Genomic DNA, 25,949 nt, shown 5'->3' with positions numbered 1-25,949 from the left:
CTTTTTATATTAAAATGGGCCCTTAAAGATAAAAAAGGCGCCAGCAAAAATAAGAATAAAACCAATTAAATGGTTAATGGTAAAGCTTTCACCTAAATACAATACCGAAAAAAGAACAAAAACACAGAGTGTTATCACCTCTTGCATTGTTTTTAATTCAGCCGCACTGTAATACTGATGCCCTAACCGATTAGCTGGCACTGCAAAACAGTATTCAACCAATGCAATTAACCAGCTAAAGAAAATAACAACATACAACGGCTTTGTTGTGAACTTTAAATGCCCGTACCAAGCAAACATCATAAATACATTTGAAATAATAAGTAAGAATACTGGGTAAAATTTAGTTAACATGCTGATTCAATAGACAAAGAATAAATAACCGATATTATGAGGTTAGAATTAACACACGACAATGTGCTCCCATAAATACCCCTGCACTTCATATCATAAATTTAAACGTATTTAGCAATCATTACGAGGTAATAATGAATATTAAATATGAATTAATGACACAACCAGATTGTCCTGCTGTCGCCCAATTATTGCAATCTAATTCTGAATCCCAACAAGGTGGGTTACTCGGTGAGTATCCTCAAGCCAAAGTCAATGCAATGTTTGCTGGAAGTCTGACTACCGTTGTAGCTCGAGATGGAAATAAAATTATTGCTGTCGTATTTAGCTTTGACGCTAACTCTTCATCCCTACCCGCTATAGCGCATTTGATCATTAAACAGCATGCAGAAATTATACAAGATAACTGGTTCTATGGCCCTGTTTGTATCGATAGTGATTATCGAGGGAAAAATATTCTCAAATCTCTTTTTGATAAAATTTGTTCATACAATCAAGGAAAACCTGTTGCCTTTATTAATGCAGACAATCTCAGATCACTTATGGCACATCAAAAAATAGGCATGAGCAATGCCACTAATTTTGAATTTAATGGCATCACATATCAACTAATGGTTGGGAATTGATTGTGTACTAATTAGTACATTTTTATTTTAATTTGCTTATTTTTTGCTACACTGTGACAAATTATTGTATACAGGAGTCATTTTATGACAGATTTCATTAGTGCAAATCAAAAAGCATGGGATAAACAAGCTGAATCACAACTTGCTTGGTCAACCCCCGTTGATTCCAAAACTATCAATGATGCCAAACAGGGAAAATGGCAAGTTCATTTAACACCAACTCCTGTTGATGATGCTTGGTTAGGGAATGTAAAAGATAAAAAAATTCTTTGCTTAGCTTCTGCTGGGGGACAGCAAGCGCCGGTACTCGCGGCAGCAGGAGCAAATGTGACTGTTTTTGATTTTTCTCAGAAACAGCTTGATCAAGACAAAATGGTGGCAGAAAGAGATAATTTAACCTTAGAGATCGTTCAAGGTGACATGCGATCATTACACATGTTTGCTAATGAAACATTTGATATTATATTTCATCCTATTTCTAATCTATATATTCCAGATGTTAACCCTGTCTGGCAAGAATGCTACCGTGTTTTAAAACCAAATGGACGGCTGTTATCCAGTTTTTTTAATCCTGTTGTTTTTATTGGAGCACGTGATAAACAATATGACGAACAAGGCATAATAAAGCCAAGTTATACTATGCCTTACTCCGAATTATCTACTTTATCAGCAGAGCAAATAGCACAAAAGCAGGCAAGGCAAGAAGCTTTTGTATTTGGTCACTCACTGACAGATCTCATTGGTGGGCAAATAAAGGTAGGCTTTCATATCACTGGCTTTAAAGAGGACTGGCAACCTAATCCACGGTTTGTCGTTGATAATTATCTACCCACATTCCTAACGACGATGGCAGTTAAATCAAATTAATATTAGTGACGCTCGTTTTGCTAGCAACTCAACGAGCTATCATTAATTTAGCTTCTTTTACAATATCTATCCCACACAGCTTCAAATTGTTCTGCGGGAATAATATCATCTGTTTTTTCTACAAAAGGAATGGATATCATTACTTTTCCAGCTCTATTTTTATGAAGCCTAACGATAAACCTTTTATAGCCATGGGGTAATTCATTTTCAAAACCAAAGACTTCACCGCAATAATAGCCCGTTTCATCCCCTTCTTCACTTTTCGTCAATACATAATATTGAACATTTTTATAATTTGCAGCCGAGGGGTAAGCAAGAAAATCTTCGACAGAACTTTTCACTCGGCTTTCGGTATCTAACTCAGCATCAAGTTTAACTTCAGTCATAATTCCTGCAATATACGCACAGCCAGCAACTAACAGTAATACCAGGGTTCTTAATAACATTTTAATGGTACAGTTCAATAGAAAACACTGCTTATCATTATAGTTAATACTTAAATTTTTGCGACTATAACCAAGTGTGTTTAAGCCGTCAGCATATCGAAAGAGTTTAGTTTTATGATGTTTTATAGCTAATTATTTCACTCTATGTTATTTATTGAGTTAGTTGCCATATATAAACTAATATTGCCGCTGTTATTATCCAAATAGCGGTTGCCATACTTAAACTTCCCCAAGCAGTCATTTTCGTTGCTAATAAATATACCGTTAGTAAATACATTGCATAAGGAATGAGAGACCAGAGCCCAAACAGTGCAGTTTTTCTGAGAGCTTCTGTTCCTTGTTCTTGAACGACAATAACATGTGCAATTAATGCAAATGTAGGAAATAACGGAACTAAACCTGCAATATAGTAAATTTTGCTACGTGAAAATAGTGCAATAATCAATACGGCTAAAGCACCTAAAAGGCATTTAAAGAATAAAGAAAGCATACCGTACTCAAGACTCAAATTTTAAACGTTGACTATTATTATCACAAATCACTCGTAAATTAACTCTCTTGTAGGTAGCAATCTACAACAATTATTTCCTCTTAATTCCCTCGTTATCAGTAAAAGTTGCCTAATCCCTTTCAATTTTATGAGCTAAGTCAAATTGTTGAATATAAAGTATCCAGAATTAGTGCCGATACATTTACTTAGTCCCTACGCCTGATGCTTTCGCGTGACTACATATAACTTTTTAGCTATCGGACAGCTTCGATTTGCTCATGGTTAATAACGTTATGTTTAGAAGTCGTTCTTAGTATGCGTACAAACATACTACTCGATGGTATGAAAGGAAATAATCAATGATGTCTGGTAATTTAAAAAAAATTAATTTTAGTTCAGCTAAAGTCTCTTTTTCTGGTTTTAAGACAACAACCCTAGTCTGGTTTATTTCAGGCCTACTTATCGCCCTTCTTCTTTCAACTTGTTGGTTTTTCTTTAGTTCTTTAAAACAATATCAAGAAACATTAACCAAGCTCGATACTATCTATAACGAACAAACACAGTTGAATAATACATGGCAGTCTTTATTGCAGGCACGAAATACCTTAAATCGTGCCAGCTCTCGCCATTTATTGATTATCAATAAGATGAAAACTTCAAATACTGACATAGATAGCCTTATCGAGTTTTATCATAAAAAAATGGCAGAAACAGGTAATTATTGGGATGCATTCACTGCCACCTCACTCTACAAAAACAGCGGTGAATTTGCTGAGTTAGAAAAATCATATAAAGCGTTATATGCTGCATTGAATGAGCTTTCAGTCTTTTTAGTTCAAGGAAAAACATATGACTTTTTAAATCAGCCTACTCAAGGATTTCAGGATACATTTGAAAAAAACTACGTAAGTTATCATCAACAATTAAATAGTAGTTATCATGATATTGCTCTTGCAAGTGAGCAACTGTATAAACAAAGTTTGATTGGTTTAATTATTACTATTTCAATAGTTATCCTCTTAGCTCTATTTATTCGATTTATTCTACAACTTTTCTTTATTCGTCCGCTAAACCAAGTTATTGATGGTATTGAAAAAGTTAGCCAAGGCGTTTTATATCACAGCTTTGATAATAAGGGGTTATATGAGATCAAGTTACTTAAACAGCATGTGTCTAATATGCAAAGTAAACTGATTGATATCGTCAAAAATATTTATGACAACACTCACCATATAAAAGTTGAACTTGGTGACATCACTCAGATGAATCACGATCTTTCTATTCGAGCAGATCAACAGGCCGCAGCCATTGTTGAAACAGCAGCCAGTGTCGAAGAACTCGATTCATCTTTTAAATTAAATACGGCCCACACTAATCAATCGTGCCAATTGATGTCCGAGACGAGTGTAACGATTGATAAAAGTAATGAACTTATTTCTGATGTTGTAGAAAACATGGATGATATTGTCGATTTTTCCAAAGAAATCAGTAAAATCACCTCCACCATCGATAACATTGCTTTTCAAACTAATTTATTAGCATTGAATGCCGCTGTAGAAGCTGCCAGAGTAGGTGAACATGGCAAAGGCTTTGCGGTTGTCGCAAATGAAGTACGCGAATTATCAATTAGTTGTACTCAAGCATCCAAAGAAATTAAGTTATTAATTAATAATTCAAACGATAAAATTAATCACTGTTTCCAATTAGCTGCGGATGCAAATGATAATATCGTTTCAATTGCACAAGACACATCTAATATCAATGAAATGATCCAAAGTGTTGCACTTGCTTCAAATGAGCAAACCCATGGGGTAAGCCAAATACACTTAGCAATTAATGAGTTAGATAATACCACACAAGCGAATGCGGCTATGACTCGCGAATTACAATCATCCTTAAAAGCGTTAGAATCTCAATCAGATTTATTAGAAGATATTATTTCTATTTTTCACACTGAACCGAAAACTGACCATGAAGTTGACAGTGATATTCACCACGAAGTGAAAAAAGTAAAACAATTTGTCTAATCATGTATTATTTTGTATGCCGTTTATTTAGGAGGTTGGCTTTCGATAGTCGCCTCCGATAATTTTCTCATGTCCCTCTCATTCCTCCAATTTTTGTTACTATGTTTTATCGCCATTTAATAACTTTTTACAGTTTATCTGATATAACTGATTACGATTACTTCTATTAAACATGAGTTCATGATGACAATAAAAATTACTGTTCTTGTAGATAATAATACCCTGATTGATAGCTATTTTTGCGGTGAGCCCGGTGTTTGCTACTATATCGAAGCTGATAATAAAAAAATATTATTCGATACAGGCTATTCAGATATATTTATTGATAATGCACATATCTTAAATATTGACCTTGCTGATATCACTGATCTGGTTCTTTCTCACGGCCACAACGATCACACATGGGGCTTAAGTCACTTAATTCAACATTTTGACCGCCGTAACATTGAAACACAAGAAGCTAAGCACCTGATATACCATCCAGATGCCTTAATTCCCAAAAAATTTCAATCTAAAGTCATCGGAGCAAATACACCTAAAGAGTTTTTAGCTTCTTATTTTCATTGTATTGAAACGACTAAGCCATATTATCTTTCTGAAAATATTATATTTTTAGGCCAAATTCCTAGAGCCAATAGCTTTGAAGGAAAAGACCCCATTGGTACTACCCTCGACTTCAACCATAATATCGTTGACGACTATGTCTTTGATGACTCTGCACTTGCCATTAAAACATCGGAAGGCCTAATTGTGATAACGGGTTGCTCTCATTCTGGAATTTGCAATATTACTGAATATGCAAAGCATGTAACTGGCATCAATAACATTGTGACTGTGATAGGCGGGTTTCATTTGCAGCAAGCCTCAGAAGAAGTTTTAGAACAAACAGGTAATTACTTTCGCCAGCAAGATTTAAAATTTATACACCCATGTCACTGTACCGATCTTAACGCCAAAATACATTTAGCGAAATTTGCGCCCGTACAAGAAGTTGGCACAGGATTACAGTTAACTTACTCAAGTTAGTATAAAACCAGTTAACACAAAATAGAATAAGGTAAAACCTAGTGTTACATTAGGTTTTACCTACACCAGTAATATTAAGCCCTTACAAAAACAATCAAAATTTAGGTTCTTGAACCCAAATCTTCATCCGTATTACTGCCTTTAATCATTCTTGTCATTTCCTCGCAACGGATAATTTTCCCATCTTCTATTTGAAAACAAGCAAATACCTCAAATTCACTTATTGAACCATCTTTTTTAGTCGCTTTTGCCAGATGCTGAGTATGAACACACCCATTCCCTTCTGCGATCGATTTTATAGTAATAACGATTGATTCAGTGGCTTCTTTCAATACCTGCAAATGGGCAATAAACTCATTAAAATCAATTTGTTTCCCATCAACAACTTGGATATATTTGTCTGAAAAATATTGCTTAGCCACAGACAATGAACCTATATCCTCGCCTAATACCGCATTTAATGCTTGTGTTACCCACTGTGCATTAGTCATATTTTATCCCTTATCATAAAAACAGCATTAATAATTGTTATGGGAGTATTATTTTGTATTTCAAGTCAAAAACCAATTTATTATCTTTTTAATTTTATTCCTATACTATATTTCAATAATTTCTTATTTGTCCGTAAATTAATCTACAAAACACCACTTAATTTACCATTTTTATGATTACTCTGATTTGGATTAAGTACTAATCACTGGTATTATCTAATGGTCTATCTAAGCAATAGACACCTTATAACAATAACTATAAATATACATTTCCATTAGATACCCCTGCATGCAGGGGCTTTTTTTTATTAAATAATTTCATCCCCTAAAGAACCATTATTGATAACCTGTGACTTTTTCCTCATTTTACGACTCTCCTAATTGCTAACATCATACTCCAATCCCATACTTTTTAAGCATTATGAAAATATCTTAGCTAATCACCTAAAGAGGTTAATCATGAAGTTACTTTTGTTAGGATGCATACTTACTGCTTCTTTTTCTTTGCAAGCAATTGCCGCTACCGAAACGCCGATCCGACTAGTTATCCACGGTGGTGCAGGTACTATTACGAAAAATACAATCACGCCTGAACAAGAAAAAGCATACCAAGATAAACTAAATGAAGCGCTAGAAGCAGGTTATAACATATTGAATAAAGGAGGTTCTAGCCTTGATGCAGTACAAGCTTCCATTAATGTAATGGAAGATTCGCCTTTATTTAATGCAGGCAAAGGTGCGGTATTCACTCACGATGGAAAAAATGAAATGGATGCCTCAATAATGGATGGTAGTAACCTGAAAGCAGGCGCCGTTGCTGGTGTTACCATTATCAAAAACCCAATCAATGCCGCCTATGCTGTTATGACAAAAAGCCCTCACGTGATGATGGTTTCTAAAGGTGCTGAGCAATTTGCTGCTGAGCAAGGCATTGAAATTGTCGATCCAGCTTATTTCCGTACTGATTTTCGCTGGAAGCAATTGCAAAAAGCGAAAGAAAAAGAAAAAGTCGTATTAGATCATGATGGGAAAACAGCTGCCTTATTTGTAGACCCTATGTTATACGATTATAAATATGGCACTGTTGGAGCTGTTGCTTTAGACAAACAAGGTAACCTTGCAGCTGGTACATCAACAGGGGGTATGACAAACAAACGGTATGGTCGCGTTGGCGACTCCCCTATTATTGGTGCAGGAAATTATGCAGATAATAATACCGTAGCTGTTTCCGCAACAGGCTCTGGAGAAATGTTTATTCGAACAGCTACGGCTCATAATATTGCAGCACAGGTAAAATATAATAAAGCCAGCCTTTCTGATGCATCTCGTAATGCACTCGATGACGTTAAAGCTATCGGAGGCAGTGGCGGTGTGATTGTGTTGGATAAATCTGGCAATTACGCAATGGAATTTAATTCAGAAGGTATGTACCGTGGAACCATAGGTAATGACGGTATCCCTCATGTATCTATTTATAAAGAATAAACTTTAAGTAAACAACAATCCCTCACGACTTAATTAATAAGTATTGAGGGATTTTATTTCTATTATGACAATATTAAGATAAATGACAGTTACAATCTTTAACTATTTGTAAAGGAAATAAACATGCAATTAGAGTAGATTAATTAATAATTATAACTTTTATAAAAGGTATTTTTATGCGATTTAATCTAACTCAAGTAAATATATTAGAAGAAAACACAAAGATTACAGGGTTACATATAACTTTACTCGGTGATGATAGCTCTGTTCATGCACTTAAAATGGATATAAAAGGTTTGGATACCATGAATATGAGTTTAAGGGATATAGAAAAGTATGCCATTAAACAACTTAAACATAACTTTGAACATTGTTCTAATGGTTAAATTATACGATTACTTCTAGGCAATAATAAAATTTATTGCCATATAAATAAAAATTTTACTCTTCATCAGGGTTTTTAAGTACTTTATATATTTCTTCTTTTAATCGTAGTTTCTGTTTTTTTAACTCAACCACCTCATCGCCATACCCTCTTCGGTCTGAATGTTCCAATCTTGCAATTTCATGGTCTAACTGATTATGTTTTTCAAAAAGAGCACGAAAATGTGGGTTTGATTGACGAAGTTGAGAAATTAAATCGCGGTACTCTGGAAACATAAGTTATTTCTCCTGCGTTAGTTATATCAGCACATAATCTAGTCATTTTCACCTAAATCAAAAATAATATCATCCACCTTATATCAAATTCCTAACCAACTTCAACTAAATTTTATGTCATTTTGAGTGAAGTATCATCACTATGTTAGTTTAAGCAGGTTATTAATACTTTATTTATGAGTTCATTAAACTATCAATAAAAAATAGCATCATAATGACTCTATTACACAATGCGTTAATGTTAATATGGCGTTTCTATCTCTTATTAAATTTAAACCAACGAGTAAGGTACACTCGAAAATTTAAGATATCTATTTAGAACTCGGGAAAATAAATGCAAATTAAAAATACCGGCGAAATTGAGCAAGATATTCAGGTATACCTTGTAAATTCTTTCACACAAAATAATACTGGTGGTAACCCTGCTGGTGTTGTTCTCAACCCGCCAGCACTCAATACTTCACAAAAAATAGCTATTGCGCAACAAGTCGGTTTTTCAGAAACAGCATTTGTCTATAATGGTGAACAAACTGATTTTGAAGTAGATTTCTACACCCCCGAAGGTGAAGTCGATTTTTGTGGTCATGCCACATTAGCGGTGTTTTTTACTTTAGCGTCACTTAAGCTGATTTCCTCTGGGTGTTACACCCAAAAAACCAAGGCCGGTATTCTAAGTGTGTCTGTTAGCCCGAACAATATCGTTATGGAGCAGGCGCTACCCACCCTGCGAGATGGGCCTAATATCAATGAAGTTGCAGCAGCCCTTGGCATAACGAGTGAAATTATCACTGAAACAAGCTTACCTATCATGATAATTTCAACTGGATTACCCGACATTATAATTCCTGTAAAAACAGGTCATTTAGATTTACTACAGCCTAATTATGACGCAATAACCACAATAAGTAGAGAATCAAATGCTATCGGCTTTCATGTATTTGAGTTAAATCAAGACACCTCAATCACAGCACATTGTCGAAATTTCGCACCGCTCTATGGAATAAATGAGGAATCGGCAACAGGCAGCGCTAGCGGAGCGCTTGGCTGCTATTTGGTCAATTATGTCTTACCAAATGAAACTCAATTTCTATTTGAGCAAGGTCGTGCCATGGGATGCTCCTCATCGATTCAAGTCAACATTCACTCACAAGCGAAAAATATTACTCAAGTGAAAGTTGGCGGCCAAGCCGCCATGATGGGAACTCGATCAATACATATTTAACTAGAAAGACAATATCTTAGGCCATAAATTATGATTTAATTATTCAATAAAACAATGAGGCTAGCACATGCAAGATTGGAACCCAGATTTGTATCTGCAATTTAAACAGGAAAGAACGCGTCCATCATACGACTTAATCAGCCATATTCATGCCGATAACGTATGTAATTTAACCGATTTAGGTTGTGGTCCGGGTAATTCAACTCAAATACTTCGTGAAATATACCCATTAGCAAGAATAATTGGGGTCGATAACTCTCCTGCCATGCTAGTTGAAGCGAAAAAGAACCTTCCTGACTGCCAGTTTATAGATGCAAACATTGAAACCTGGGTTCCTGAAATCAAACAGGACCTTATATTTGCTAATGCTTCGCTACAATGGTTACCTGATCACAACCTATTATTCCCTCATCTAGTTAATCAATTAAAAAGCAACGGTATTTTAGCCATCCAGATGCCAAATAATTGGAATGAACCCACACATGCTTTAATGCGCAAAGTGGCCAGTGAGCAAGCTATTTCCGCCGTCAATAGAACAGCGCTTTTATCAATAGCTGAATATTATGATTTGCTTTCAGCAGCCCATTGTTCTGTTGATATATGGCAAACGACTTATTATCACGTCATGCCATCTATTGATTCAATCATTGATTGGTTAAGCGCGACAGGATTAAGACCCTACGTTGAAAACCTAGATAAAAAACAAACCGAACAATTTCTCGCGCGTTACCATGAATTATTAACAGAAGCTTACCCAACACAAGATAATGGCCATGTTTTAATGCCATTTCCTCGATTGTTTATCATCGCAAGAATGCTTAACTAATTAGTATGGAAACTTTTCCCACGGATGGGATAGTCTAGCAATATAATGAAATACTATGCTGTTAACCTATAACTATCTTCGATTAACTCCTTGAGTTCATCATCAGTAAGGCGCCCTGGCAACTTTATCGTAATCCAATGCTCTTTATTCATGTGATACGCTGGATAAATATCATCTTTTAACCGCAATGAACCAATAAGTTCAGGAGGAGCTTTAAGGTTGATAATATTAATTACCTCCTCATTTTTATTTATTTCTAATTTTTTAGATGAAATACACATAATAACTGCAAACCATTTTGCGTTATTTTTTCGTCTAAAAACAATATATTCAGGATACTTCATCCATGGACTTTCAGGCTCCACACCATAATTATACTGAATATAATCAATCAATTCACTTCTGTTCATTTTATCATTCCATCTCATCAATGATGATTAAATAAAATTACTTACCTACAGAATTATACGCCTTCTCGCTCACTCTGTAACAATATCTTTATTCATGCAGTTATACTTAAAGTAGTTTTTTTACTAAAATTCTTATGAAAACAAGAATATTACCAGTGAATCTTCTAGAGGAACTATCGCACCGATATTTATTTTTCGAACGATAAATTAACAAAGAACAGTTACTAAATAGAAATCACTTTAATGATCCCAAGCAACCACAACACCATTGTAGTGAATAATGTGCTTAATTACTGACATCGATTATCCCAAATCTTCTGAAAATCCGGCTCAGAGATCATTTCCCCCTCGAAATCAAATAAAGGAATGGAAAACACGCACTGGCCTTCATGATTAGCAGCAACTTCAACAATAAACCGCTTATACTTATATGGTAAATCATCTTTAAATGTAAATACTTCACCACATACATCTCCAACAACCTTATGACCCATCATTGAACCATGTGAATAGAATTTAACATTTCTCATGTCAGCAGCTTTCGGTTGGTGCATAAAATCCACTACTGTTTGTTTAGCGCCATCAATAAGGGTTGGTTTTTTACTAAAGTTTATTGAAACACCTATGATAAAGGCTAATAATATCAACAATAAAACACATAAAACTCGCAAAATTTTGGTGTACACAGCAAGCTACCACTCCTGAAATTAATTGCTTGTAATGTATTCCTAATATACGTTTAGGGCAATCATAACCCCTATTTAGCGTGTGATTTGCTTATCCTTTGAAGAAAACCATATCTGTTTTGCACTTACATGAACCCTTTTCGGTTAAAATTCGCTATTATCATTCGATGTTGTATCTATCATGGCAGATAAAATCTGATACAGAAATTACAACTGATAAAACATCAATTATGTGTATTTAATCAATCTTTAATATGTATATTTACCCATTACTTTATAAGAAAGTTAATATTTGAGTGTGCTGATTTTTACATTTAGTTAAAAACGCACCAATTTAATTCACATAGGAAGTAATTATTTAAAGAATATAACAATAAACACTAAAGATAATCTTTACCTTTGAAAACATGAATGGTTATACCGTTTTATTTTTCAGCAGCAAATGAATAACAAACGCATCGTTCCATATTGAAACGAGACAGGAAAATTTCACCCTTCACGATTAATTTACTCAAGTATGTAAAACCACTGCCGATATTCTAAATAATCACGACTAGATTTAATATAGGTTCGTTATTACTTACAGTAAAATCCGTACATAATAAAATTTCTCGGACTGATTTATTATTATCCAATCAATTAATTTGTAACAAAACATTTCAGTTGGTAATATTTTATTACAAACATGATATGACATTGTAAATAAGAATATTTATATATGTATAAATTAAATGGAAATATAGAATAAAAAATAGAATAAATAAAACACTAAACAATAAGCATAATTTAATCATTAAAATTAATATTCAAAGTATCATACAAAAATGAAATTGCAAATACTCTTCATACGAGTATTTACGATTATCAATTCATTTATGTCGCAATATTAAAAAAACAACAAAAACCAATTTAATTTTTATTTATCATCCATTTATAACAAAATGAAGATTAAAATCAAACGATTGATTATTCCATTTCAATCGATTGTACCTATGAAAAATATACCATTGAGCGTTTTAAACGATTGTACTTAGTATTATTATTTGACTAATTTTTTATCTCAGAAAGTTCTTACTCATTATAGGAGTTAATATGGATCGTGCTATTTTAAATAGCAAAGTAAACATCTTAATTGGAAATTATTTAAGACAGAAACGAATTGAAAATGACCTGACCGGTGAAGATATAAGCAAATTACTTCATGTCAGCCAACAACAGGTTTCACGTTACGAAAATGGTGTTAATACTATATCATTCAGTCTAATTCTACTATTTTTAATACAATTAAATATTAGTGTAGAATCCTTCTTTGTTTCTTTATTAAAAGAATTGGAGAGTGAAGGTGAGATTATTGATTTAGGATTAAAATTATACTCTAACTCATCACCAAATAGAAACCAATATCTTTATTTATGAAGATATTTATTCTCAAATAAAAAATACTGCACAACACCAATATGCCAGATAAAAAAATAATAATGAAAGAAATCACACAAAGGAATAAGAACCTTGGTGAATATATAAAAACTATAAGAGTAAAAAGTACGATATCGACTCATGAAATGGCAAGCCATCTGAATATTACAGAAAATCATTACATAGAGTATGAGCATGGGGACACTTCAATTTATGCAGACCATTTAATATCCATATCTAAAATTTTTAATATCAATATAAATGTATTATTAAATGTTTATTTGAAAAACTAGATAATACCACTTGTGTCAGAAGGCTTGGCTCCTACTAGCCTTTTAACCTTCTGACCCTGATTTGCCTCATACTTAAACTTGAAGAAAACAATTGTTTTACCTAAATCAAGCGAACAAGAAATGCAAAAAAGCTAGCGGCTGGCTGCATGAAGCGCAATAATTTGGATAGTTCCAGTAAAAAGGCCGCTCCTTGTTAGCTAGAGGACTAAGGATTTAATATAATGAAAGGCACTCCGCAATGAGGGTCATCAATAACTGAAATATCGGCTTGGTACAACGTATTCACTTGCTGCTGGGTTAAAATTCCTTTAGGGGATCCATTAGCAATAATTTGCCCTTGATGCATTAAAATAATGCGATCAGCAAAGCGAGCTGCAAGATTTAAATCGTGTAATACACAGCACACATTTATTTTTCGTGTATTGACTAGTTGCCGTAGCAAGCGAAAAAGATGTTGTTGGTGGTGAATATCGAGCGCTGATGTCGGTTCATCCAAAAATAACCATTTAGATACAGGTTCATCCTCCCAAAGCTGAGCCAATAACCGAGCCAATTGCACCCGTTGCTGCTCTCCTCCTGACAAGCTCATATAGTCACGGTGAGCTAAACTCGCACAGTCACACAATTCCATAATATATTGAGCATTATCCTTCTTTTTTAATGAAGGAGACAAATAGCATCCCATTAGAACAATTTCCCGCACACGAAAAGAAAAAGCCATATTGCTATTTTGCTGCATAACGGCTCGAACACAAGCTAATGCCTCGGGTTGCCACTCTTTAAGAGATTTCCCCAACAACATACACTCACCACTATCTGAAGGTAAAAAACCTGTTAATTGGCGTAAAAGTGTCGACTTACCGGCTCCGTTAGGGCCTAAAATTGCGACAATTTCACCGTCAGGTAAAACTAACGAGACGTTATCGGTTAATTTTTTATTGCCCACGCTATAGTTCAAATTTTTCGCGATAATCATGCCATTCTCCGTACACGTAAAATTAACCAAAGAAAATAAGGCCCGCCAATTAAACTGGTTAGTAATCCTACTGGCATTTCCGCTGGTTGAACCACTGTTCTCGCTAATGTATCTGCTCCTAATAATAAACAAGCCCCTGCAAGCGCTGAACATGGTAATAACCAACGGTGATCTGCACCTATCGTCATGCGCACTAAATGGGGGATAACTAACCCGACGAAGCCAATTACTCCGCTAACAGCAACGCTTGCTCCTACTAATAATGAGCTAATTAACAACAATTGCTGGCGAGTTCGTTTTACGTTCACACCTAAATAATGAGCTTCCTCATCACCAAGTTGCAGAAGATTGAGCCGCTGGCTCAGGTAACTTGCAGCGATTAAGGCAGGGAAAATAAATGAAACACAAACCAACAAGGTCGGCCATTGCGCTTGTCCTAAATTACCCATCATCCATAAAGTTAGTTGGCGTAATTGCTGCTCATCTCCTACATAACTCAATACACCAATTGCGGCACCACATAATGCATTGATTGCGATCCCTGCTAATAATAACTGCATCACGCCACCATGCGTGTAACGACGGCTAATCAGATAAATAATAGCGCAAACAATCAAACTACCAGTGATGGCATAAATCATTTGCTCATAAAGAATTAAAATCGCTGGAAAAGAGAATGGAATGACAATGGCAATGCCAACCATTAGTGCCGACCCACTACTGACGCCGAGTAAAGCAGGGTCTGCCATAGGATTACGAAATAAGCCTTGCATAATTACACCTGATGCGGCAAGAGCCCCTCCCACTAAAACCGCCAGCAATACTCGAGGTAGACGAATATTAAGCCAAATATCACGGTATTGTTCATCTTGCAAAGAGGCAAATGAGAGCTTAATTGCGCCTTGTCCTGATGCAATAAAAACTAATATTCCTAAAACGACAGTCAACCCTAACAATACAGAAGAAGATGCACGTAACTCATTCATATTCCATTAACTCACGACAAATAAGGCGGCCTTAACCAAATTGGCCGCAATTAATTCAAGCAGGTGCTAAATCTGGTTGAATAACACTGTAAATTTGTTTTTTCAGCTCTGGCTGTTGACCTAGTTGGTATACTAACGCAGCAACATCGGCTCGCATCACTAAGCCATGCACCTCAATACCTTGTTGTAGAATTGCTTTTCCAGTTGCATCGCCATTGAGTAAGCCACCAGGACGAATAATGGCATGATCAAGAGAGCTTGTTTGTAACCATGATTCAGCTAACGTTTTTTCACGAACAGCTTGACCAAATGCAGTCCGAGCGCGCAATGACAAATAAGGCCATGAATCCCCACACCCTAACGATGTCACTAAAACCATGCGAGTAATACCTGCTTGCTCAGCATTATCAATGATTGTGCGATGAGCTAAATAATCCTGCGCCCCACCTATGGTAGAAACCACAGTCGCCTGAGTACCTGCAGCTTGGCATGCCTCCGTGACCACCTGGTTGTCACAAGCATCCCCGACAAATACCTGTATACCCATCGCTAATAGTTTATCGGCGGCTCCTGCATTACGAACGACCGCAACCACTGACTGCTTATCCGCGATTGCCAGTTGAGCAATCATGTTGCCAACACCCTGCCCACCAGCGCCAAAAACTAACCATTTTGCCATTAATTATTCTCTTTAAGTTGCTTAACTAATAAACGGAAAGCTTCAAGTTGTTCCTGTAATAATTGGCGATGTTCATCACGCCCTAAGAAAATTTTAAACATGGCATCTCCTGATTGATTAAAAAATAAAATCGAGGCGGTATCCATTCCCATAAATTTTCGTTCAACCAGTGCAATATAGGTACAATTTTCAGCTTTGATATGCCCTGTCATGCCTTTTTTGCCACGTAAATTAAAATAACCATGGCGATGAAAACCTGAAGGTAATTCACCTGAAAATTCTAAAATAACATCCTGCGTATGAACCAGCGTGGTGACATTGCCCCATGTATGGACAGCATCCCAAATCAAGTCAAAATGTTTTCCTGTCGTCAAAGCTATATCTGGCAAATGTCTTACTACATCCAATAAGGTGGTATCATATTGTTTTGCAATAGTTTCTAATGTTCCATCGGGCTCTGTTTTCAAAAAATCAGCTAACGCTACATTACTCATTAAATGTTCCTTTACGATATTTTTTCTTGCGTGAATTGGATAGAATTAAGATTCACGATAATCTCTTGAAGTGATTGAAGAATATTACTTGCCCAAAAACGGCCTTCATTCGTTAGTCTTAAATCCGTCGAAGTATCTTGTGTTAATCCTGATTGATGCCACTGCTGTAAGAGTGGAAACAGCATTTGTGCATGAGGGGTAAATTGTTCAAGTACAACTCGCGCTGTTTCAATACCAGCCTGTAAGCGATGGCGCCATTGATACTGCGGATCGGTCGTCTGCATCATCATCATGAGTGGCTTTTTTTTCGCATTGATTGCTTCATAGTATGAGGTCAGATTCCTCTCTCCCATCCATGAATATCCATTGAGAGAGCCCCCTGCACCAGAGCCAAACGCCAAGCAATCAGCCCCCTGTTTAATCAACAAATTATATAAATTGCGTTCCCGTGTTGTCCGCGCCCAGTGGCTATTACTGATGCAATGCCAGCCTTGTTTATCCATAAATTCGCAGCCTTGTAAATACAAGTCACGACGCTTGGCAGGATCAGGAACTGTGACTCGATTATTTTCAACCGCTTTGCCAAGTGGCGTACTTGGGATCAAGTTAAGTGCATAAAGGTCGACACCATCTAGGCCAATCTCACTTGCAATTCTCAGGTCTTCACCCCAAAACTCGGTTGTCTGCTCTGGTAAACCAAATAACAAATCACAAACCACCGCCGCTCTATCTCGATGGCACAGTTTTTCCATAAATTTCCGAGCTTCCTCACCATTTGATGTCCGGGCCATTTTTTTGCGAATTTTGCTATTAAATGACTGAATACCAATTGAAAAACGATTTGCTCCTGCATCTAGACATGCATCAATACGTGCATCATCAAAATTAAGAACTCTCCCTTCAATGGTTATTTCACAATCAGGGGCTAATGGTAAACGAAGGCGTAACACATTAATAATACGCGCTAAATCATTAGCAGAAAGTGCAGAGGGGGTTCCACCGCCAAAATAAACAGCATGGATCGGGGCAGACTGGTGTAATACGTTGTCAGCTTCCGTTTCAATTTCCCGGATCAAATACTCTGTATAAATATGGCTTTCAGAGGCATCATAGCGATTTTGGTAGAAACCACAGAAAGTACAATGTGTTGCACAAAAAGGAATATGCAGGTACACCAATCGCTTACGTGGTTCAAACGTCGAATTGGTTAATTTCTGCCATGTGTCTTGGCGTTTATCAGCACTAATTGGTACCGCCCCGCGCCAAGGCATTGTTGCATGCCTATCTTTAAATGGTTGATGGCCTTCTAATGCAAAATAAGGCGATAAATCAATATCATATTTCATATTATCACTCACTATCCGTTTCATCTGGCCAAAGATTGTGGTGTAAAATCTCGACGGCATCCGCAATTCGAGGCCCCATACCTAAAATGAGTGCCTGATCGATATTCACAATACGTTTATTTTTCCAAGCAGAAGTTCGGGTAAGTCCGGGAACTTGTTCTAGTTGGTTAAGTCCCTTTTCTGCCATCTGGCTGGTTACAATGATCACTTCAGGGTTTGCCGCAATCAGAGCTTCTGCACTATAACTTTTGTACTGTGTATGTTGTGCAAGATTGTTCGCACCCGCCAGTGTCAAAATGATATCGGCAACGCTACCTTTCCCTGCAATTTGTGGCACACTACTACCCGCGGAAAGAATAAATAGCACATTGATTTTTTTGCCTTTCTTTTCATTCAGTTGAGCAATATTATCCAACCGGCTACGTAACTGATTAACCAACGCATTCCCCTGTTCCGGTTTATGTAACACCTCCGATAAGGTATGAATATTGAGATACATATGTTCAACTGTGGCTGGTATTCGAGGTAACGTTAATACACTGACTTTTTGCAGTTTTAGCTGTTCAAAAACCAGTTGAGGGCTTGCATCTTGCCAAGTGATAAACAACGTTGGATGCAAAGATAAAATCCCTTCAGTACTTAACTGTTTCCAATAACCAATATGAGGTAATTTTGCTGTTTCTACTGGCCAAGTGGTTGTTTCGTCAACACCAACCACTTGGTTTCCAGCACCTAAAGCGTATACCAACTCAGTGAGAGAGCCTCCTGCCACAACAATTCTTTCACTCGCAGCACTCACCATTGAAAAACTGAGTACAAATAGTGCCGCTATCATTTTTTTCATTTTTAGAATTTCCATACAAAGCCTGTTGCAGCGCTAAAACCAGAAGCAGGGATTGATTCGTGGGCAGTTTGGTATTTTTTATTGGTTAAGTTATTTAACGATAAGTTAATTTGGTACTGATCGTCTGAGCCAAATTCTGTATTAAACGCAAGGTTAAGAGTGGCCCAGCCTGCTGTGCTTGTTGGCTTTTCACCCGTTTTATCCTGTGCTTTTGCAGCGGCTCGAAGATATAAATCTGAGGTTAAGTTCACTTGGTCTAAAATCAGTTGATGTTTAGCCCCAAAGCGCCCACTAACATTAGGCTCTCCGGTATCCCAAGTTTTTATATTCACACCATCAAATTGACGACGTAAATAATTCCCTGTGGCATAGGGAGTGATATCCCACCCTTGGTATTCGGCGGTCATTTCTAGCCCGTATGTTTTTGCACGATTGATATTGTCATAATAGTGATATCGTGTTCGTGAAGAATTACTGTTTCCACTGCATATTGACTGCCCTGAACATGTGACTAAGGCGATATAATCCTTCGCTTCGGAATAATATAAAGCGCTATCGATATACCATTGATTACCGTTATAACGCGCACCGATTTCATAGTTATTAGAACGCTCAGCTTTCAGTCCCTCATTTCCATAATTGATACTTCCCCCCGCTGAGGTTTGCATAAATAACTGGCTCAATGTTGGAAATACATAACCTTGAGCGAATGCGATACGCAGCTCTGTATTCTCAAACCCTGAATATCGTAAGCTTGTTGATGTAATAAATTGATTATCATGAGTTTTTGAGCTTTTAAGGTTATAATAAGTGTTCCCCGTTGTTGAGTGATTTGTGTTTTCAAAACCACTTAACAACTCCGAACTTAACCAATACTGCCGCGCCCCTAATGTCCACTTCCAATCATCTGCAAAAGCATATTGATTTTGAGCGAATATTGACCAATTCGTTTGCTCTGTTCGATTATGTGAATCACTGGTTTTTGTATAATTGACGGCAGGAGGGAACTGCGTTGAGCTTTGGGATTCTGTTGAACTTTTTGAAGACTGCTTTACACGGTCGCGCTGAAGCTGAGCTCCCACAACCAGTTGATTATTCGCGGGTAATGTAATATCTGTTTGTAGTGTGATCCCTTGAGTATATTGTTTGTCATTCGATTGAGTCTGATTAGCCACCCGTAAATCGCCAATCATTGGGCTCCCTGTTGGTGTCACAACTGCCAGCTTATTTTCAAAATCACGCTCAATAGTTTGTTCATAAGCATCTAAATGAATATTTTTAATATATTCACCATCCGCTTGATAATCATAAAAAAGACCAATTTTTTCACGAGTTAAATCAGGAATTTTGACACTGAAGTGTTCATAGCTTGGGTCTTCATGCCATGTTTGTGTCGACAATTTATATCTATCAAGGGAAAGACCAAATTTATGTTTACCTTCGGTGTAACCTAACCACATACCTTGGCTATTATTGCGATGGTTTGTATTTTTTAGGCGCCCCTCAGGAGTATCTCTGTCACCTTGATCGGAGTAACTTCCGTTGAGCCGATAATCAAACTTGCCTATGCTCCCCCATGCTGCTGCTGACTCTTCCCACCCTGTCGTTGCGGAGTTATATACCGCCTTAACAGTGCCACCCAATGGCTTATTGCCACCTTTTTTGGTTATGAAATTAACGATACCACCAATAGCTTGAGAGCCGTAAAGTACTGAATAGGGGCCTTTCACCACTTCAATTCGTTCCAATGCGGATTCATCAATAAGCAAGCCAGCACCATAGTCTTGCCCTGCCCGTTGATAAGTGACTTCTTGCCCGTCAATTAAGATCAATACTCGAGAAGATGCTTCCCCACGAATACGAATTTGTTTACGTCCCGCTAAGGCATTATCGGTAATTTCAACACCTGGAATATCGCGTAAATCATCTGCTAGCGCTATGTTTGTCGAACTATCAAGCTGTTGCTTATCAATGACTTGCATTGTTACTGGGCTATTCCATAAACTACTTTCACTTCGAGTTGAAGTGACAACCATCGTTTCACTGGCATCAATATGGGCACGCGGTGAAGGCGTTGATGCAGAGAAGGCGCCTTGACTAACAAAAAGCGCTAATGAGCTGAGTAAAAATGTTCCATTAATATCCGTACGCATAGTTAACCTTTATGATAATAATAATTAGTATCATTATCATTTATAATTTAAAGGATAATTAATGGTCAATTAATAAATTGCAAATAGCATGCAACTTTGATTTAAATCAAAAAAGCATAACGAAGATTATAAGTCCACGCTCCAGCAATCCGTTGCAGCAGTAGACTGAACTTATTCCCCCCATAAAACTGAAAGGGAAAATATTGCTCAAAGTTGCCCCTGTTCCTGAAAGAAAGATCGTCAAATTCTCGCTGGAGCTGATTAAGTTCATAGAGGTTATGATTATCACAAGCTGTAATTTCTTAAGCTTTATGACAAAAATCGAGATGGCAATTGCGAATAATTATTTATGTAAATAATAAAATTAAAGCACTAAACTGTATCATCAATATCTTCAATGCTACATCGCACACATTTGAGGACTAGAATATGAATACCTTTTACCAACTAACAGCTAGAAGTCTTAGTGGTCAGCTTGTCTCTATGGCAGACTACACAGGTAAGGTGGTTCTAGTCGTTAATACAGCCAGTCATTGCGGTTTTACTCCACAATACGGTGGACTTGAATCACTCTACAAGAAATACGCCGCCCAAGGTTTGGTGGTGCTAGGTTTCCCTTGCAATCAGTTTGGGAAGCAGGAACCTGGCAACGCTGATGAAATCGCACAAACCTGCTACATTAACTATGGTGTAAGTTTCCCGATGTTCGAGAAAATAGAAGTCAATGGAGCCGCTACACATCCAGTGTTTCACTATCTTAAGAACGCGCTGCCCGGTTTGTTAGGTAAGAGGATTAAGTGGAATTTTACTAAGTTTCTAATTGGTCGTGACGGCGCCCCGCTCAAGCGCTTTGCACCCAATACACCCCCTGAAAAAATGGAAACGGCAATCTTTGCAGCACTTTCAAAATAACAATCATAATTAAATCTCTACATCACAAGAGATTTGATTATATCTGTTATCTAGAAATAGCGAGAAACAGAATTCTTTTCTACCTGTCGTCTTCCCAAGAGCTTTCTATAAACACTACTGGTCTAATTTGAGATAAGTTGATTATATACTAGAGTAAAAAATTAACTAAAAGGATGCTAATGATGGAAATCTATACTTACCCTAAATCTAGATCTATTCGTGTAACGTGGACAGCTGAAGCTCTTGGTTTAGAATACAAATGCATCTTTTTTGATGTGATGAACAAAAATAAAGATAATCCAAGCATTACAATGAAAGTTCCTACTCTTGTCGATGGCGATTTAGTATTTTTTGAATCTTCCGCTATTTGTACTTATTTATCTGAGAAGTATGGAAGCAACCTTTTATCTCCAATTGATATCAATGAAAAAGCTTTAATAAACCAATGGCTTGCTTTTATCATTAACGAACTTGAATCCCCACTATGGACCATCTTAAAGCATTCAATGTTTCTTCCCGAGTCAAAGAGAGTTGTTGATATAATCCCTATAGCTAAAGAAGAATACCTTTCATCGATTGAAGTTCTTTCCTCAGCATTAAACAGGAATGTATTCATCGCTAATAATAAATTTTCTATCGCCGATATTTTCCTTTTCCAAACGACTCAATGGGCTTTGAATTTAGGATTCAAAATACCTCAAAATGTTATTAACCATCATGATAATTTAAAATCGAGTCCCGCCTACCTGAGTGCAGTTGCGAAACAAAACGAAGCAATGAAAGCAGTCATAGGTAGTTAATCTGGTATACCAAATTCTACTCAATGAATAGCATTTGTAGAATTAAATATAATCAATCTCTAAGTATTCTAATGAGGGAAAATACAGAAGTTATAAGCACTATAGATAAAGTAAGAACTAACCAATAATCTAGAGTAAGGTCAAATTTCAGCCACATATATATAGCATTTACAATGTAGACAACCATTACTATTGATATGCCAATAAAAAATAACAAAAAGTGTTTATATGTGGCCATTGATTTTACTTGATGGCGCATCATAGCCACGCAAATAAACAAAACTAAAATAAAAATCATAAAATCACTCATATCGCTACCTTGAGAGCATTAATTAGATACAGTATAAATGCTCTCAGTAGCATAGTTCCACTTTGACGAATTATTTCCCCCGTTATTTCATCTCATCATATTCACCAGAGCCAATAATTAATTTGAATTCATTACATTTGACATAACCCAAAGTATACCGAATCTGTTTTTAGTATAGGCTATCCATTCTTCTTCAGTACCTTCCGCTGAACGCTCATAAATGCTCATCCCATACAAACTATCATAAAAAACAAACACAGGTATGCTACCCTTATCAATACACCATCCCATAGATAATAATGGGTTTTCAAATGTGTAATTTTTTTCTTCACAATATTCTTTTAGTTTTAAAAAAATATCCTCACGAAGATTAAGTATTGAAATTGGGCCGCTGTCTGTCATCCCACCAGCTGCGCCTGGTAAGTTTTTCTCAATGTATTGTATAGTGCCATTATTTCTTGGCTCCCCTAGGCGCAATTTACCATTTGAGCAACCAGAAACAATGAATATAGTCGTTATTAGAAATAAATAATGAAGCAATTTATTTTTAATTATTTTCATTAGGGTTCTTCCATATAGCTGGGAAAATATCTTTAGCGGAATCTATCCATTCATTAACGCTAATCCCTTTATTTCTTTCAACCACTGCGATCATATAGTCGCGCCTAGAAGAGTGCACTATGAATGTAGGTTCATTGTTCTTATTCAAGCACCAAGCCAAAGAAATATAAGATTGCTGAAAATTTCCGCCATTGCTCTCACAAAATTCTCTTAGTGCCAAAAATCGGATCTGAGCTAAATCTAACTCGATGACCCTTTTAGCCACTATCGTTCTGATATGTGAATCTTCGGGATATTGAGTCTCCAAATAATCGATTACCCCTCCATCTATAGGATCACCACCTTTGAAAGTAGCACAAGATGATAGATGAGCAATGAAGACTACTAGTAGTATCCTTTTATAGTAGTATCCTTTTAAAAAAACAAAAAATTTCATTTATCGCTCTCAAAAGGGTGACATAACACCCATTATATTCAGTGAATAAACTTGTTAGCCAGAAAACATTTTTTATTAAACAAACTGTATAGCTATTTTATATCATGTTTAATATAAACACTAAAAAATACTGTTACTCCATTCTAAGATAATTCAATTTTATGCCTTCCCACTTCAATCTCTCGAATGGCCTTTTTATCTACATCACATTGTTCTATCACTGTTAGTAGTGACTCGTTATACAACAAAAAAACAAATGAAATTTGGCGTTCTATTTGCACGAAATCATTCAATCAGCGCATATAGCGCTAATTTTATTGATTGTGATTTAGAGGAATTCGCACGATTTATGAATTTACTTTTTTCTAAATAAACATGGAGGGAGAATAAAATGAAATATACCCACGTGCTGGTAGATATTATCCACCAAATTTAATTAAACCTGATAGCGATATTATTTAATTTTAAATCTGTATGAGACAGATGTGTGGCAGTATTTTCTGTGACACAGACAAAAACATTGAAAACTTGGGTGTAGTAAGAGTTTGAAGCGCCCGTACCAAATTATCAAACCATAATAAAACGGGAACCATTAGGCTCCCGTTATTAATTACACCACGTAATAAACTACATGTGTGAAATCATTGCATCGCCGAATTCGCTACATTTCAGTAATTTAGCGCCTTCTAACTGACGTTCGAAATCGTAAGTGACAGTTTTAGCCGCAATTGCGCCTTCCATACCTTTAACGATTAGGTCAGCCGCTTCAGTCCAGCCCATATGGCGCAGCAGTATATTCCCAATTAATCTATATCATATTGATTTTAAATAAATTTAAACTTTAATATTTATGGTTTTAAGTGTTTGAATTATACATATAACCCGTTGATTTATATCGTAGTGATAAATAGTTTTGGGGAATGCTTTTAGGGGCAATTAAGATTTGCAATTTGATAATTTACTGTATATAAATACACTGTATGAATTAACAGTTAAATGAGAGGTTACATTATGCCACGTATTGAAATTCTCTTTGATAAAGAAAACAACAATAAGCCATCTGAAAAAGTACGCAATGCCCTACGTGAACAAGTGATACACAAGGTTGGTGACAAATACGGTCCTCTAAACGTCAGGGTAGCGTTAAGTTCGTCAACATCATTAGTTGTTACTGGCGCTAAAACTGATGAGGCGACTAAAGAAATAAATGAAATTATCGAAAATATATGGCTTGATGACTCATGGGTACCAGCATGAAAAATGATCGTGGTGAAAGCAACGTTGATATTGTTCCTAGAATTACAGAAGTGAAGGTAGGCGTTAATAGCCCTTATGAAGTTCTTGTACTGGAAATCACTTTTGCTGATGGTTCCATTAACAAAGAAACTCGTGAGTGGGAAGATATTGATAGACCGGCACAGCGAACCTATTTATCTCGTGATATTGCAGAACATATGTACGCTAAGATCGGAGAGTATTTGGAAAAAACAGACAATGACTATCCTGAGCCAGTAAAAAAATATTTGATGTGAAAACGAGCCGCAGATATTGCGGCTTTGATTTGATAACAACTATATATTCATATTGCTATCTGTTGATTCTTGAATGAATTCTTCATCTAACTGTTCAAAAAATTCTCTAACATCAACATTTAATACTTTTAACGCTGACATCAATGTATCTATGTCAATTTTATTTATCCCTCTTTCGTAACGGTACAATTGCTGCTCACTCTTGCAACCTATAAGTTGAGCGAACTGAAAACACTTGTAACCAGACCCTATCCTTAACTTTTTAATTTTTTTCCCAATTAATACCGTATATGTATTTTTAGCAATCATTCATGCGACTCCATTCAAATAATGCTCTTGCTGCAAGCAAAATCGATTTAATGCCCCCTTTAATAAGTATATTAAAAGGGGATTTTTTATTCACCGCATAATGATACGTTTTATTATTTACTTTAAAGCGGTATTATCTTTTTAACTCCATTATCAGGTTTTATACAATCGAATATAATATTGCTAAATTTATTCGACTTTCTGCTCTGCCCTTTCCGCTTCTTCAGCAATACGTTTAGCTTCTTCTTGCGCTAATCGCTCTGCTTCTATCTTAGCGAGTCTCTCA

Annotated in this window: 31 protein-coding genes and 1 pseudogene; 14 read left to right on the top strand and 18 right to left on the bottom strand. The window is 36.2% G+C overall.

Annotated features, from left to right (window positions below):
• Positions 1–9: 9 nt before the first annotated feature.
• Positions 10–354 (bottom strand): DMT family protein, encoded by a 345-nt coding sequence (locus PSF28_RS11160; protein WP_115167132.1) that lies wholly within the window; start codon positions 352–354, stop codon positions 10–12.
• A gap of 134 nt (positions 355–488) precedes the next feature.
• On the opposite strand from PSF28_RS11160, the gene PSF28_RS11155 reads away from it, so the two are divergent.
• Together PSF28_RS11155 and PSF28_RS11150 are read left to right on the top strand one after the other, a co-directional pair.
• The gene (locus tag PSF28_RS11155; RefSeq protein WP_272685065.1) at positions 489–980 is read left to right on the top strand and encodes an N-acetyltransferase; all 492 of its coding nucleotides are present in this window, start codon (positions 489–491) and stop codon (positions 978–980) included.
• An 84-nt stretch (positions 981–1,064) separates the two neighbouring features.
• Entirely contained in the window at positions 1,065–1,847 is a 783-nt protein-coding gene (locus PSF28_RS11150) for a class I SAM-dependent methyltransferase (protein WP_210839806.1), read from the top strand.
• A gap of 47 nt (positions 1,848–1,894) precedes the next feature.
• Here the strand turns inward: PSF28_RS11150 and PSF28_RS11145 are convergent, their stop codons facing one another.
• Both PSF28_RS11145 and PSF28_RS11140 read right to left on the bottom strand, forming a co-directional pair.
• Complete coding sequence (locus tag PSF28_RS11145) at positions 1,895–2,233, bottom strand: hypothetical protein (protein WP_247605445.1); 339 nt, start codon at positions 2,231–2,233, stop codon at positions 1,895–1,897.
• Between the two features lie 211 nt (positions 2,234–2,444).
• Positions 2,445–2,783: a GlpM family protein gene (locus PSF28_RS11140; RefSeq protein ID WP_004911490.1), complete on the bottom strand. Its 339-nt coding sequence runs from the start codon at positions 2,781–2,783 to the stop codon at positions 2,445–2,447.
• Positions 2,784–3,142: 359 nt separating this feature from the next.
• On the opposite strand from PSF28_RS11140, the gene PSF28_RS11135 reads away from it, so the two are divergent.
• Positions 3,143–4,810, top strand: coding sequence for a methyl-accepting chemotaxis protein (locus PSF28_RS11135; protein ID WP_247605444.1), 1,668 nt, complete (start codon positions 3,143–3,145; stop codon positions 4,808–4,810).
• Between the two features lie 183 nt (positions 4,811–4,993).
• Positions 4,994–5,836 (top strand): MBL fold metallo-hydrolase, encoded by an 843-nt coding sequence (locus tag PSF28_RS11130; RefSeq protein ID WP_272685064.1) that lies wholly within the window; start codon positions 4,994–4,996, stop codon positions 5,834–5,836.
• Between the two features lie 101 nt (positions 5,837–5,937).
• Here the strand turns inward: PSF28_RS11130 and PSF28_RS11125 are convergent, their stop codons facing one another.
• Positions 5,938–6,327, bottom strand: a complete 390-nt coding sequence (locus PSF28_RS11125; RefSeq protein WP_210839800.1) for a nuclear transport factor 2 family protein — start codon at positions 6,325–6,327, stop codon at positions 5,938–5,940.
• Between the two features lie 459 nt (positions 6,328–6,786).
• Here PSF28_RS11125 and PSF28_RS11120 point away from each other — a divergent pair, with 459 nt between their 5' ends.
• Entirely contained in the window at positions 6,787–7,812 is a 1,026-nt protein-coding gene (locus tag PSF28_RS11120) for an isoaspartyl peptidase/L-asparaginase family protein (protein WP_210839798.1), read from the top strand.
• A 176-nt stretch (positions 7,813–7,988) separates the two neighbouring features.
• Entirely contained in the window at positions 7,989–8,198 is a 210-nt protein-coding gene (locus tag PSF28_RS11115; protein WP_210839796.1) for a hypothetical protein, read from the top strand.
• Positions 8,199–8,253: 55 nt separating this feature from the next.
• On the opposite strand, the gene PSF28_RS11110 is transcribed toward PSF28_RS11115, so the two are convergent.
• Positions 8,254–8,472: a YdcH family protein gene (locus PSF28_RS11110; RefSeq protein WP_004911507.1), complete on the bottom strand. Its 219-nt coding sequence runs from the start codon at positions 8,470–8,472 to the stop codon at positions 8,254–8,256.
• Positions 8,473–8,806: 334 nt separating this feature from the next.
• On the opposite strand from PSF28_RS11110, the gene PSF28_RS11105 reads away from it, so the two are divergent.
• Positions 8,807–9,694, top strand: a complete 888-nt coding sequence (locus PSF28_RS11105) for a PhzF family phenazine biosynthesis protein (protein WP_210839794.1) — start codon at positions 8,807–8,809, stop codon at positions 9,692–9,694.
• A gap of 67 nt (positions 9,695–9,761) precedes the next feature.
• On the top strand, positions 9,762–10,520 hold the full coding sequence (tam, locus tag PSF28_RS11100; RefSeq protein ID WP_210839792.1) for a trans-aconitate 2-methyltransferase: 759 nt from the start codon (positions 9,762–9,764) through the stop codon (positions 10,518–10,520).
• A 53-nt stretch (positions 10,521–10,573) separates the two neighbouring features.
• Here tam and PSF28_RS11095 read toward each other — a convergent pair whose 3' ends face one another.
• Positions 10,574–10,930, bottom strand: coding sequence for an MmcQ/YjbR family DNA-binding protein (locus PSF28_RS11095; protein WP_210839790.1), 357 nt, complete (start codon positions 10,928–10,930; stop codon positions 10,574–10,576).
• Positions 10,931–11,220: 290 nt separating this feature from the next.
• On the bottom strand, positions 11,221–11,616 hold the full coding sequence (locus PSF28_RS11090; RefSeq protein WP_210840543.1) for a hypothetical protein: 396 nt from the start codon (positions 11,614–11,616) through the stop codon (positions 11,221–11,223).
• Positions 11,617–12,708: 1,092 nt separating this feature from the next.
• Here PSF28_RS11090 and PSF28_RS11085 point away from each other — a divergent pair.
• Together PSF28_RS11085 and PSF28_RS11080 are read left to right on the top strand one after the other, a co-directional pair.
• Positions 12,709–13,032 (top strand): helix-turn-helix domain-containing protein, encoded by a 324-nt coding sequence (locus PSF28_RS11085; protein ID WP_272664726.1) that lies wholly within the window; start codon positions 12,709–12,711, stop codon positions 13,030–13,032.
• Positions 13,033–13,073: 41 nt separating this feature from the next.
• On the top strand, positions 13,074–13,325 hold the full coding sequence (locus PSF28_RS11080; RefSeq protein WP_336298958.1) for a helix-turn-helix domain-containing protein: 252 nt from the start codon (positions 13,074–13,076) through the stop codon (positions 13,323–13,325).
• Positions 13,326–13,530: 205 nt separating this feature from the next.
• On the opposite strand, the gene PSF28_RS11075 is transcribed toward PSF28_RS11080, so the two are convergent.
• Genes PSF28_RS11075 through PSF28_RS11045 form a run of 7 tightly spaced genes read right to left on the bottom strand, consistent with a single transcriptional unit; the run spans position 13,531 to position 20,803 of the window.
• The gene (locus PSF28_RS11075; protein ID WP_272685063.1) at positions 13,531–14,301 is read right to left on the bottom strand and encodes a heme ABC transporter ATP-binding protein; all 771 of its coding nucleotides are present in this window, start codon (positions 14,299–14,301) and stop codon (positions 13,531–13,533) included.
• Positions 14,298–15,287 (bottom strand): FecCD family ABC transporter permease, encoded by a 990-nt coding sequence (locus PSF28_RS11070; RefSeq protein ID WP_210836867.1) that lies wholly within the window; start codon positions 15,285–15,287, stop codon positions 14,298–14,300. The genes PSF28_RS11075 and PSF28_RS11070 overlap by 4 nt, the downstream gene beginning before the upstream one ends.
• Positions 15,288–15,342: 55 nt before the next feature.
• Positions 15,343–15,966 (bottom strand): SDR family oxidoreductase, encoded by a 624-nt coding sequence (locus PSF28_RS11065; RefSeq protein WP_210836866.1) that lies wholly within the window; start codon positions 15,964–15,966, stop codon positions 15,343–15,345.
• Positions 15,966–16,460, bottom strand: coding sequence for a heme utilization cystosolic carrier protein HutX (gene hutX, locus PSF28_RS11060; RefSeq protein ID WP_272685062.1), 495 nt, complete (start codon positions 16,458–16,460; stop codon positions 15,966–15,968). Before hutX ends, PSF28_RS11065 begins: the two co-directional genes overlap by 1 nt.
• An 11-nt stretch (positions 16,461–16,471) precedes the next feature.
• On the bottom strand, positions 16,472–17,806 hold the full coding sequence (hutW, locus tag PSF28_RS11055) for a heme anaerobic degradation radical SAM methyltransferase ChuW/HutW (RefSeq protein ID WP_210836864.1): 1,335 nt from the start codon (positions 17,804–17,806) through the stop codon (positions 16,472–16,474).
• 4 nt (positions 17,807–17,810) lie between these two features.
• Positions 17,811–18,665, bottom strand: a complete 855-nt coding sequence (locus PSF28_RS11050; RefSeq protein WP_442958807.1) for a heme/hemin ABC transporter substrate-binding protein — start codon at positions 18,663–18,665, stop codon at positions 17,811–17,813.
• Positions 18,653–20,803, bottom strand: a complete 2,151-nt coding sequence (locus tag PSF28_RS11045) for a TonB-dependent receptor (protein WP_210836862.1) — start codon at positions 20,801–20,803, stop codon at positions 18,653–18,655. Before PSF28_RS11045 ends, PSF28_RS11050 begins: the two co-directional genes overlap by 13 nt.
• Positions 20,804–21,232: 429 nt before the next feature.
• Between PSF28_RS11045 and PSF28_RS11040 the strand changes: the two genes are divergently transcribed.
• Complete coding sequence (locus PSF28_RS11040) at positions 21,233–21,715, top strand: glutathione peroxidase (protein WP_210836861.1); 483 nt, start codon at positions 21,233–21,235, stop codon at positions 21,713–21,715.
• 179 nt (positions 21,716–21,894) lie between these two features.
• Positions 21,895–22,515: a glutathione S-transferase family protein gene (locus PSF28_RS11035; RefSeq protein WP_210836860.1), complete on the top strand. Its 621-nt coding sequence runs from the start codon at positions 21,895–21,897 to the stop codon at positions 22,513–22,515.
• Positions 22,516–22,942: 427 nt separating this feature from the next.
• Here PSF28_RS11035 and PSF28_RS11030 read toward each other — a convergent pair whose 3' ends face one another.
• From PSF28_RS11030 to PSF28_RS11020, 3 genes and pseudogenes are all read right to left on the bottom strand, one after another.
• Positions 22,943–23,386, bottom strand: a complete 444-nt coding sequence (locus tag PSF28_RS11030; RefSeq protein ID WP_210836859.1) for a hypothetical protein — start codon at positions 23,384–23,386, stop codon at positions 22,943–22,945.
• Positions 23,373–23,822: a hypothetical protein gene (locus PSF28_RS11025; RefSeq protein WP_210836858.1), complete on the bottom strand. Its 450-nt coding sequence runs from the start codon at positions 23,820–23,822 to the stop codon at positions 23,373–23,375. Before PSF28_RS11025 ends, PSF28_RS11030 begins: the two co-directional genes overlap by 14 nt.
• Positions 23,823–24,449: 627 nt before the next feature.
• Positions 24,450–24,614 (bottom strand): annotated as a pseudogene (locus PSF28_RS11020) (NADP-dependent isocitrate dehydrogenase); the annotation flags it as partial.
• A 219-nt stretch (positions 24,615–24,833) separates the two neighbouring features.
• Between PSF28_RS11020 and PSF28_RS11015 the strand changes: the two are divergent.
• Positions 24,834–25,079 (top strand): DinI-like family protein, encoded by a 246-nt coding sequence (locus tag PSF28_RS11015; RefSeq protein WP_272685060.1) that lies wholly within the window; start codon positions 24,834–24,836, stop codon positions 25,077–25,079.
• Positions 25,076–25,354 (top strand): hypothetical protein, encoded by a 279-nt coding sequence (locus tag PSF28_RS11010; protein WP_272564854.1) that lies wholly within the window; start codon positions 25,076–25,078, stop codon positions 25,352–25,354. Before PSF28_RS11015 ends, PSF28_RS11010 begins: the two co-directional genes overlap by 4 nt.
• Positions 25,355–25,393: 39 nt before the next feature.
• Here PSF28_RS11010 and PSF28_RS11005 read toward each other — a convergent pair whose 3' ends face one another.
• The gene (locus PSF28_RS11005) at positions 25,394–25,663 is read right to left on the bottom strand and encodes a helix-turn-helix domain-containing protein (protein WP_272685059.1); all 270 of its coding nucleotides are present in this window, start codon (positions 25,661–25,663) and stop codon (positions 25,394–25,396) included.
• Positions 25,664–25,949: the final 286 nt, after the last annotated feature.

Origin of the sequence: Providencia sp. PROV130 (assembly GCF_028482225.1) — a bacterium.
Taxonomy (GTDB): domain Bacteria; phylum Pseudomonadota; class Gammaproteobacteria; order Enterobacterales; family Enterobacteriaceae; genus Providencia; species Providencia rettgeri.
Note: the sequence above shows the minus strand (reverse complement) of the source record. Positions and strands in the feature narration are given on the sequence as shown.

Coding starts and splice junctions, on each gene's coding strand:
- PSF28_RS11150 (WP_210839806.1), top strand. CDS start 1,065: ATGACAGATTTCATTAGTGCAAATCAAAAAGCATGGGATAAACAAGCT.
- PSF28_RS11095 (WP_210839790.1), bottom strand. CDS start 10,930: ATGAACAGAAGTGAATTGATTGATTATATTCAGTATAATTATGGTGTG.
- PSF28_RS11140 (WP_004911490.1), bottom strand. CDS start 2,783: ATGCTTTCTTTATTCTTTAAATGCCTTTTAGGTGCTTTAGCCGTATTG.
- PSF28_RS11135 (WP_247605444.1), top strand. CDS start 3,143: ATGATGTCTGGTAATTTAAAAAAAATTAATTTTAGTTCAGCTAAAGTC.
- PSF28_RS11010 (WP_272564854.1), top strand. CDS start 25,076: ATGAAAAATGATCGTGGTGAAAGCAACGTTGATATTGTTCCTAGAATT.
- hutW (WP_210836864.1), bottom strand. CDS start 17,806: ATGAAATATGATATTGATTTATCGCCTTATTTTGCATTAGAAGGCCAT.
- PSF28_RS11145 (WP_247605445.1), bottom strand. CDS start 2,233: ATGACTGAAGTTAAACTTGATGCTGAGTTAGATACCGAAAGCCGAGTG.
- PSF28_RS11075 (WP_272685063.1), bottom strand. CDS start 14,301: ATGATTATCGCGAAAAATTTGAACTATAGCGTGGGCAATAAAAAATTA.
- PSF28_RS11160 (WP_115167132.1), bottom strand. CDS start 354: ATGTTAACTAAATTTTACCCAGTATTCTTACTTATTATTTCAAATGTA.
- PSF28_RS11080 (WP_336298958.1), top strand. CDS start 13,074: ATGCCAGATAAAAAAATAATAATGAAAGAAATCACACAAAGGAATAAG.
- hutX (WP_272685062.1), bottom strand. CDS start 16,460: ATGAGTAATGTAGCGTTAGCTGATTTTTTGAAAACAGAGCCCGATGGA.
- PSF28_RS11085 (WP_272664726.1), top strand. CDS start 12,709: ATGGATCGTGCTATTTTAAATAGCAAAGTAAACATCTTAATTGGAAAT.
- PSF28_RS11040 (WP_210836861.1), top strand. CDS start 21,233: ATGAATACCTTTTACCAACTAACAGCTAGAAGTCTTAGTGGTCAGCTT.
- PSF28_RS11030 (WP_210836859.1), bottom strand. CDS start 23,386: ATGAAAATAATTAAAAATAAATTGCTTCATTATTTATTTCTAATAACG.
- PSF28_RS11035 (WP_210836860.1), top strand. CDS start 21,895: ATGATGGAAATCTATACTTACCCTAAATCTAGATCTATTCGTGTAACG.
- PSF28_RS11065 (WP_210836866.1), bottom strand. CDS start 15,966: ATGGCAAAATGGTTAGTTTTTGGCGCTGGTGGGCAGGGTGTTGGCAAC.
- PSF28_RS11050 (WP_442958807.1), bottom strand. CDS start 18,665: ATGGAAATTCTAAAAATGAAAAAAATGATAGCGGCACTATTTGTACTC.
- PSF28_RS11045 (WP_210836862.1), bottom strand. CDS start 20,803: ATGCGTACGGATATTAATGGAACATTTTTACTCAGCTCATTAGCGCTT.
- PSF28_RS11120 (WP_210839798.1), top strand. CDS start 6,787: ATGAAGTTACTTTTGTTAGGATGCATACTTACTGCTTCTTTTTCTTTG.
- PSF28_RS11015 (WP_272685060.1), top strand. CDS start 24,834: ATGCCACGTATTGAAATTCTCTTTGATAAAGAAAACAACAATAAGCCA.
- PSF28_RS11005 (WP_272685059.1), bottom strand. CDS start 25,663: ATGATTGCTAAAAATACATATACGGTATTAATTGGGAAAAAAATTAAA.
- PSF28_RS11130 (WP_272685064.1), top strand. CDS start 4,994: ATGACAATAAAAATTACTGTTCTTGTAGATAATAATACCCTGATTGAT.
- PSF28_RS11155 (WP_272685065.1), top strand. CDS start 489: ATGAATATTAAATATGAATTAATGACACAACCAGATTGTCCTGCTGTC.
- PSF28_RS11110 (WP_004911507.1), bottom strand. CDS start 8,472: ATGTTTCCAGAGTACCGCGATTTAATTTCTCAACTTCGTCAATCAAAC.
- PSF28_RS11070 (WP_210836867.1), bottom strand. CDS start 15,287: ATGAATGAGTTACGTGCATCTTCTTCTGTATTGTTAGGGTTGACTGTC.
- PSF28_RS11025 (WP_210836858.1), bottom strand. CDS start 23,822: ATGAAATTTTTTGTTTTTTTAAAAGGATACTACTATAAAAGGATACTA.
- PSF28_RS11125 (WP_210839800.1), bottom strand. CDS start 6,327: ATGACTAATGCACAGTGGGTAACACAAGCATTAAATGCGGTATTAGGC.
- PSF28_RS11105 (WP_210839794.1), top strand. CDS start 8,807: ATGCAAATTAAAAATACCGGCGAAATTGAGCAAGATATTCAGGTATAC.
- PSF28_RS11115 (WP_210839796.1), top strand. CDS start 7,989: ATGCGATTTAATCTAACTCAAGTAAATATATTAGAAGAAAACACAAAG.
- tam (WP_210839792.1), top strand. CDS start 9,762: ATGCAAGATTGGAACCCAGATTTGTATCTGCAATTTAAACAGGAAAGA.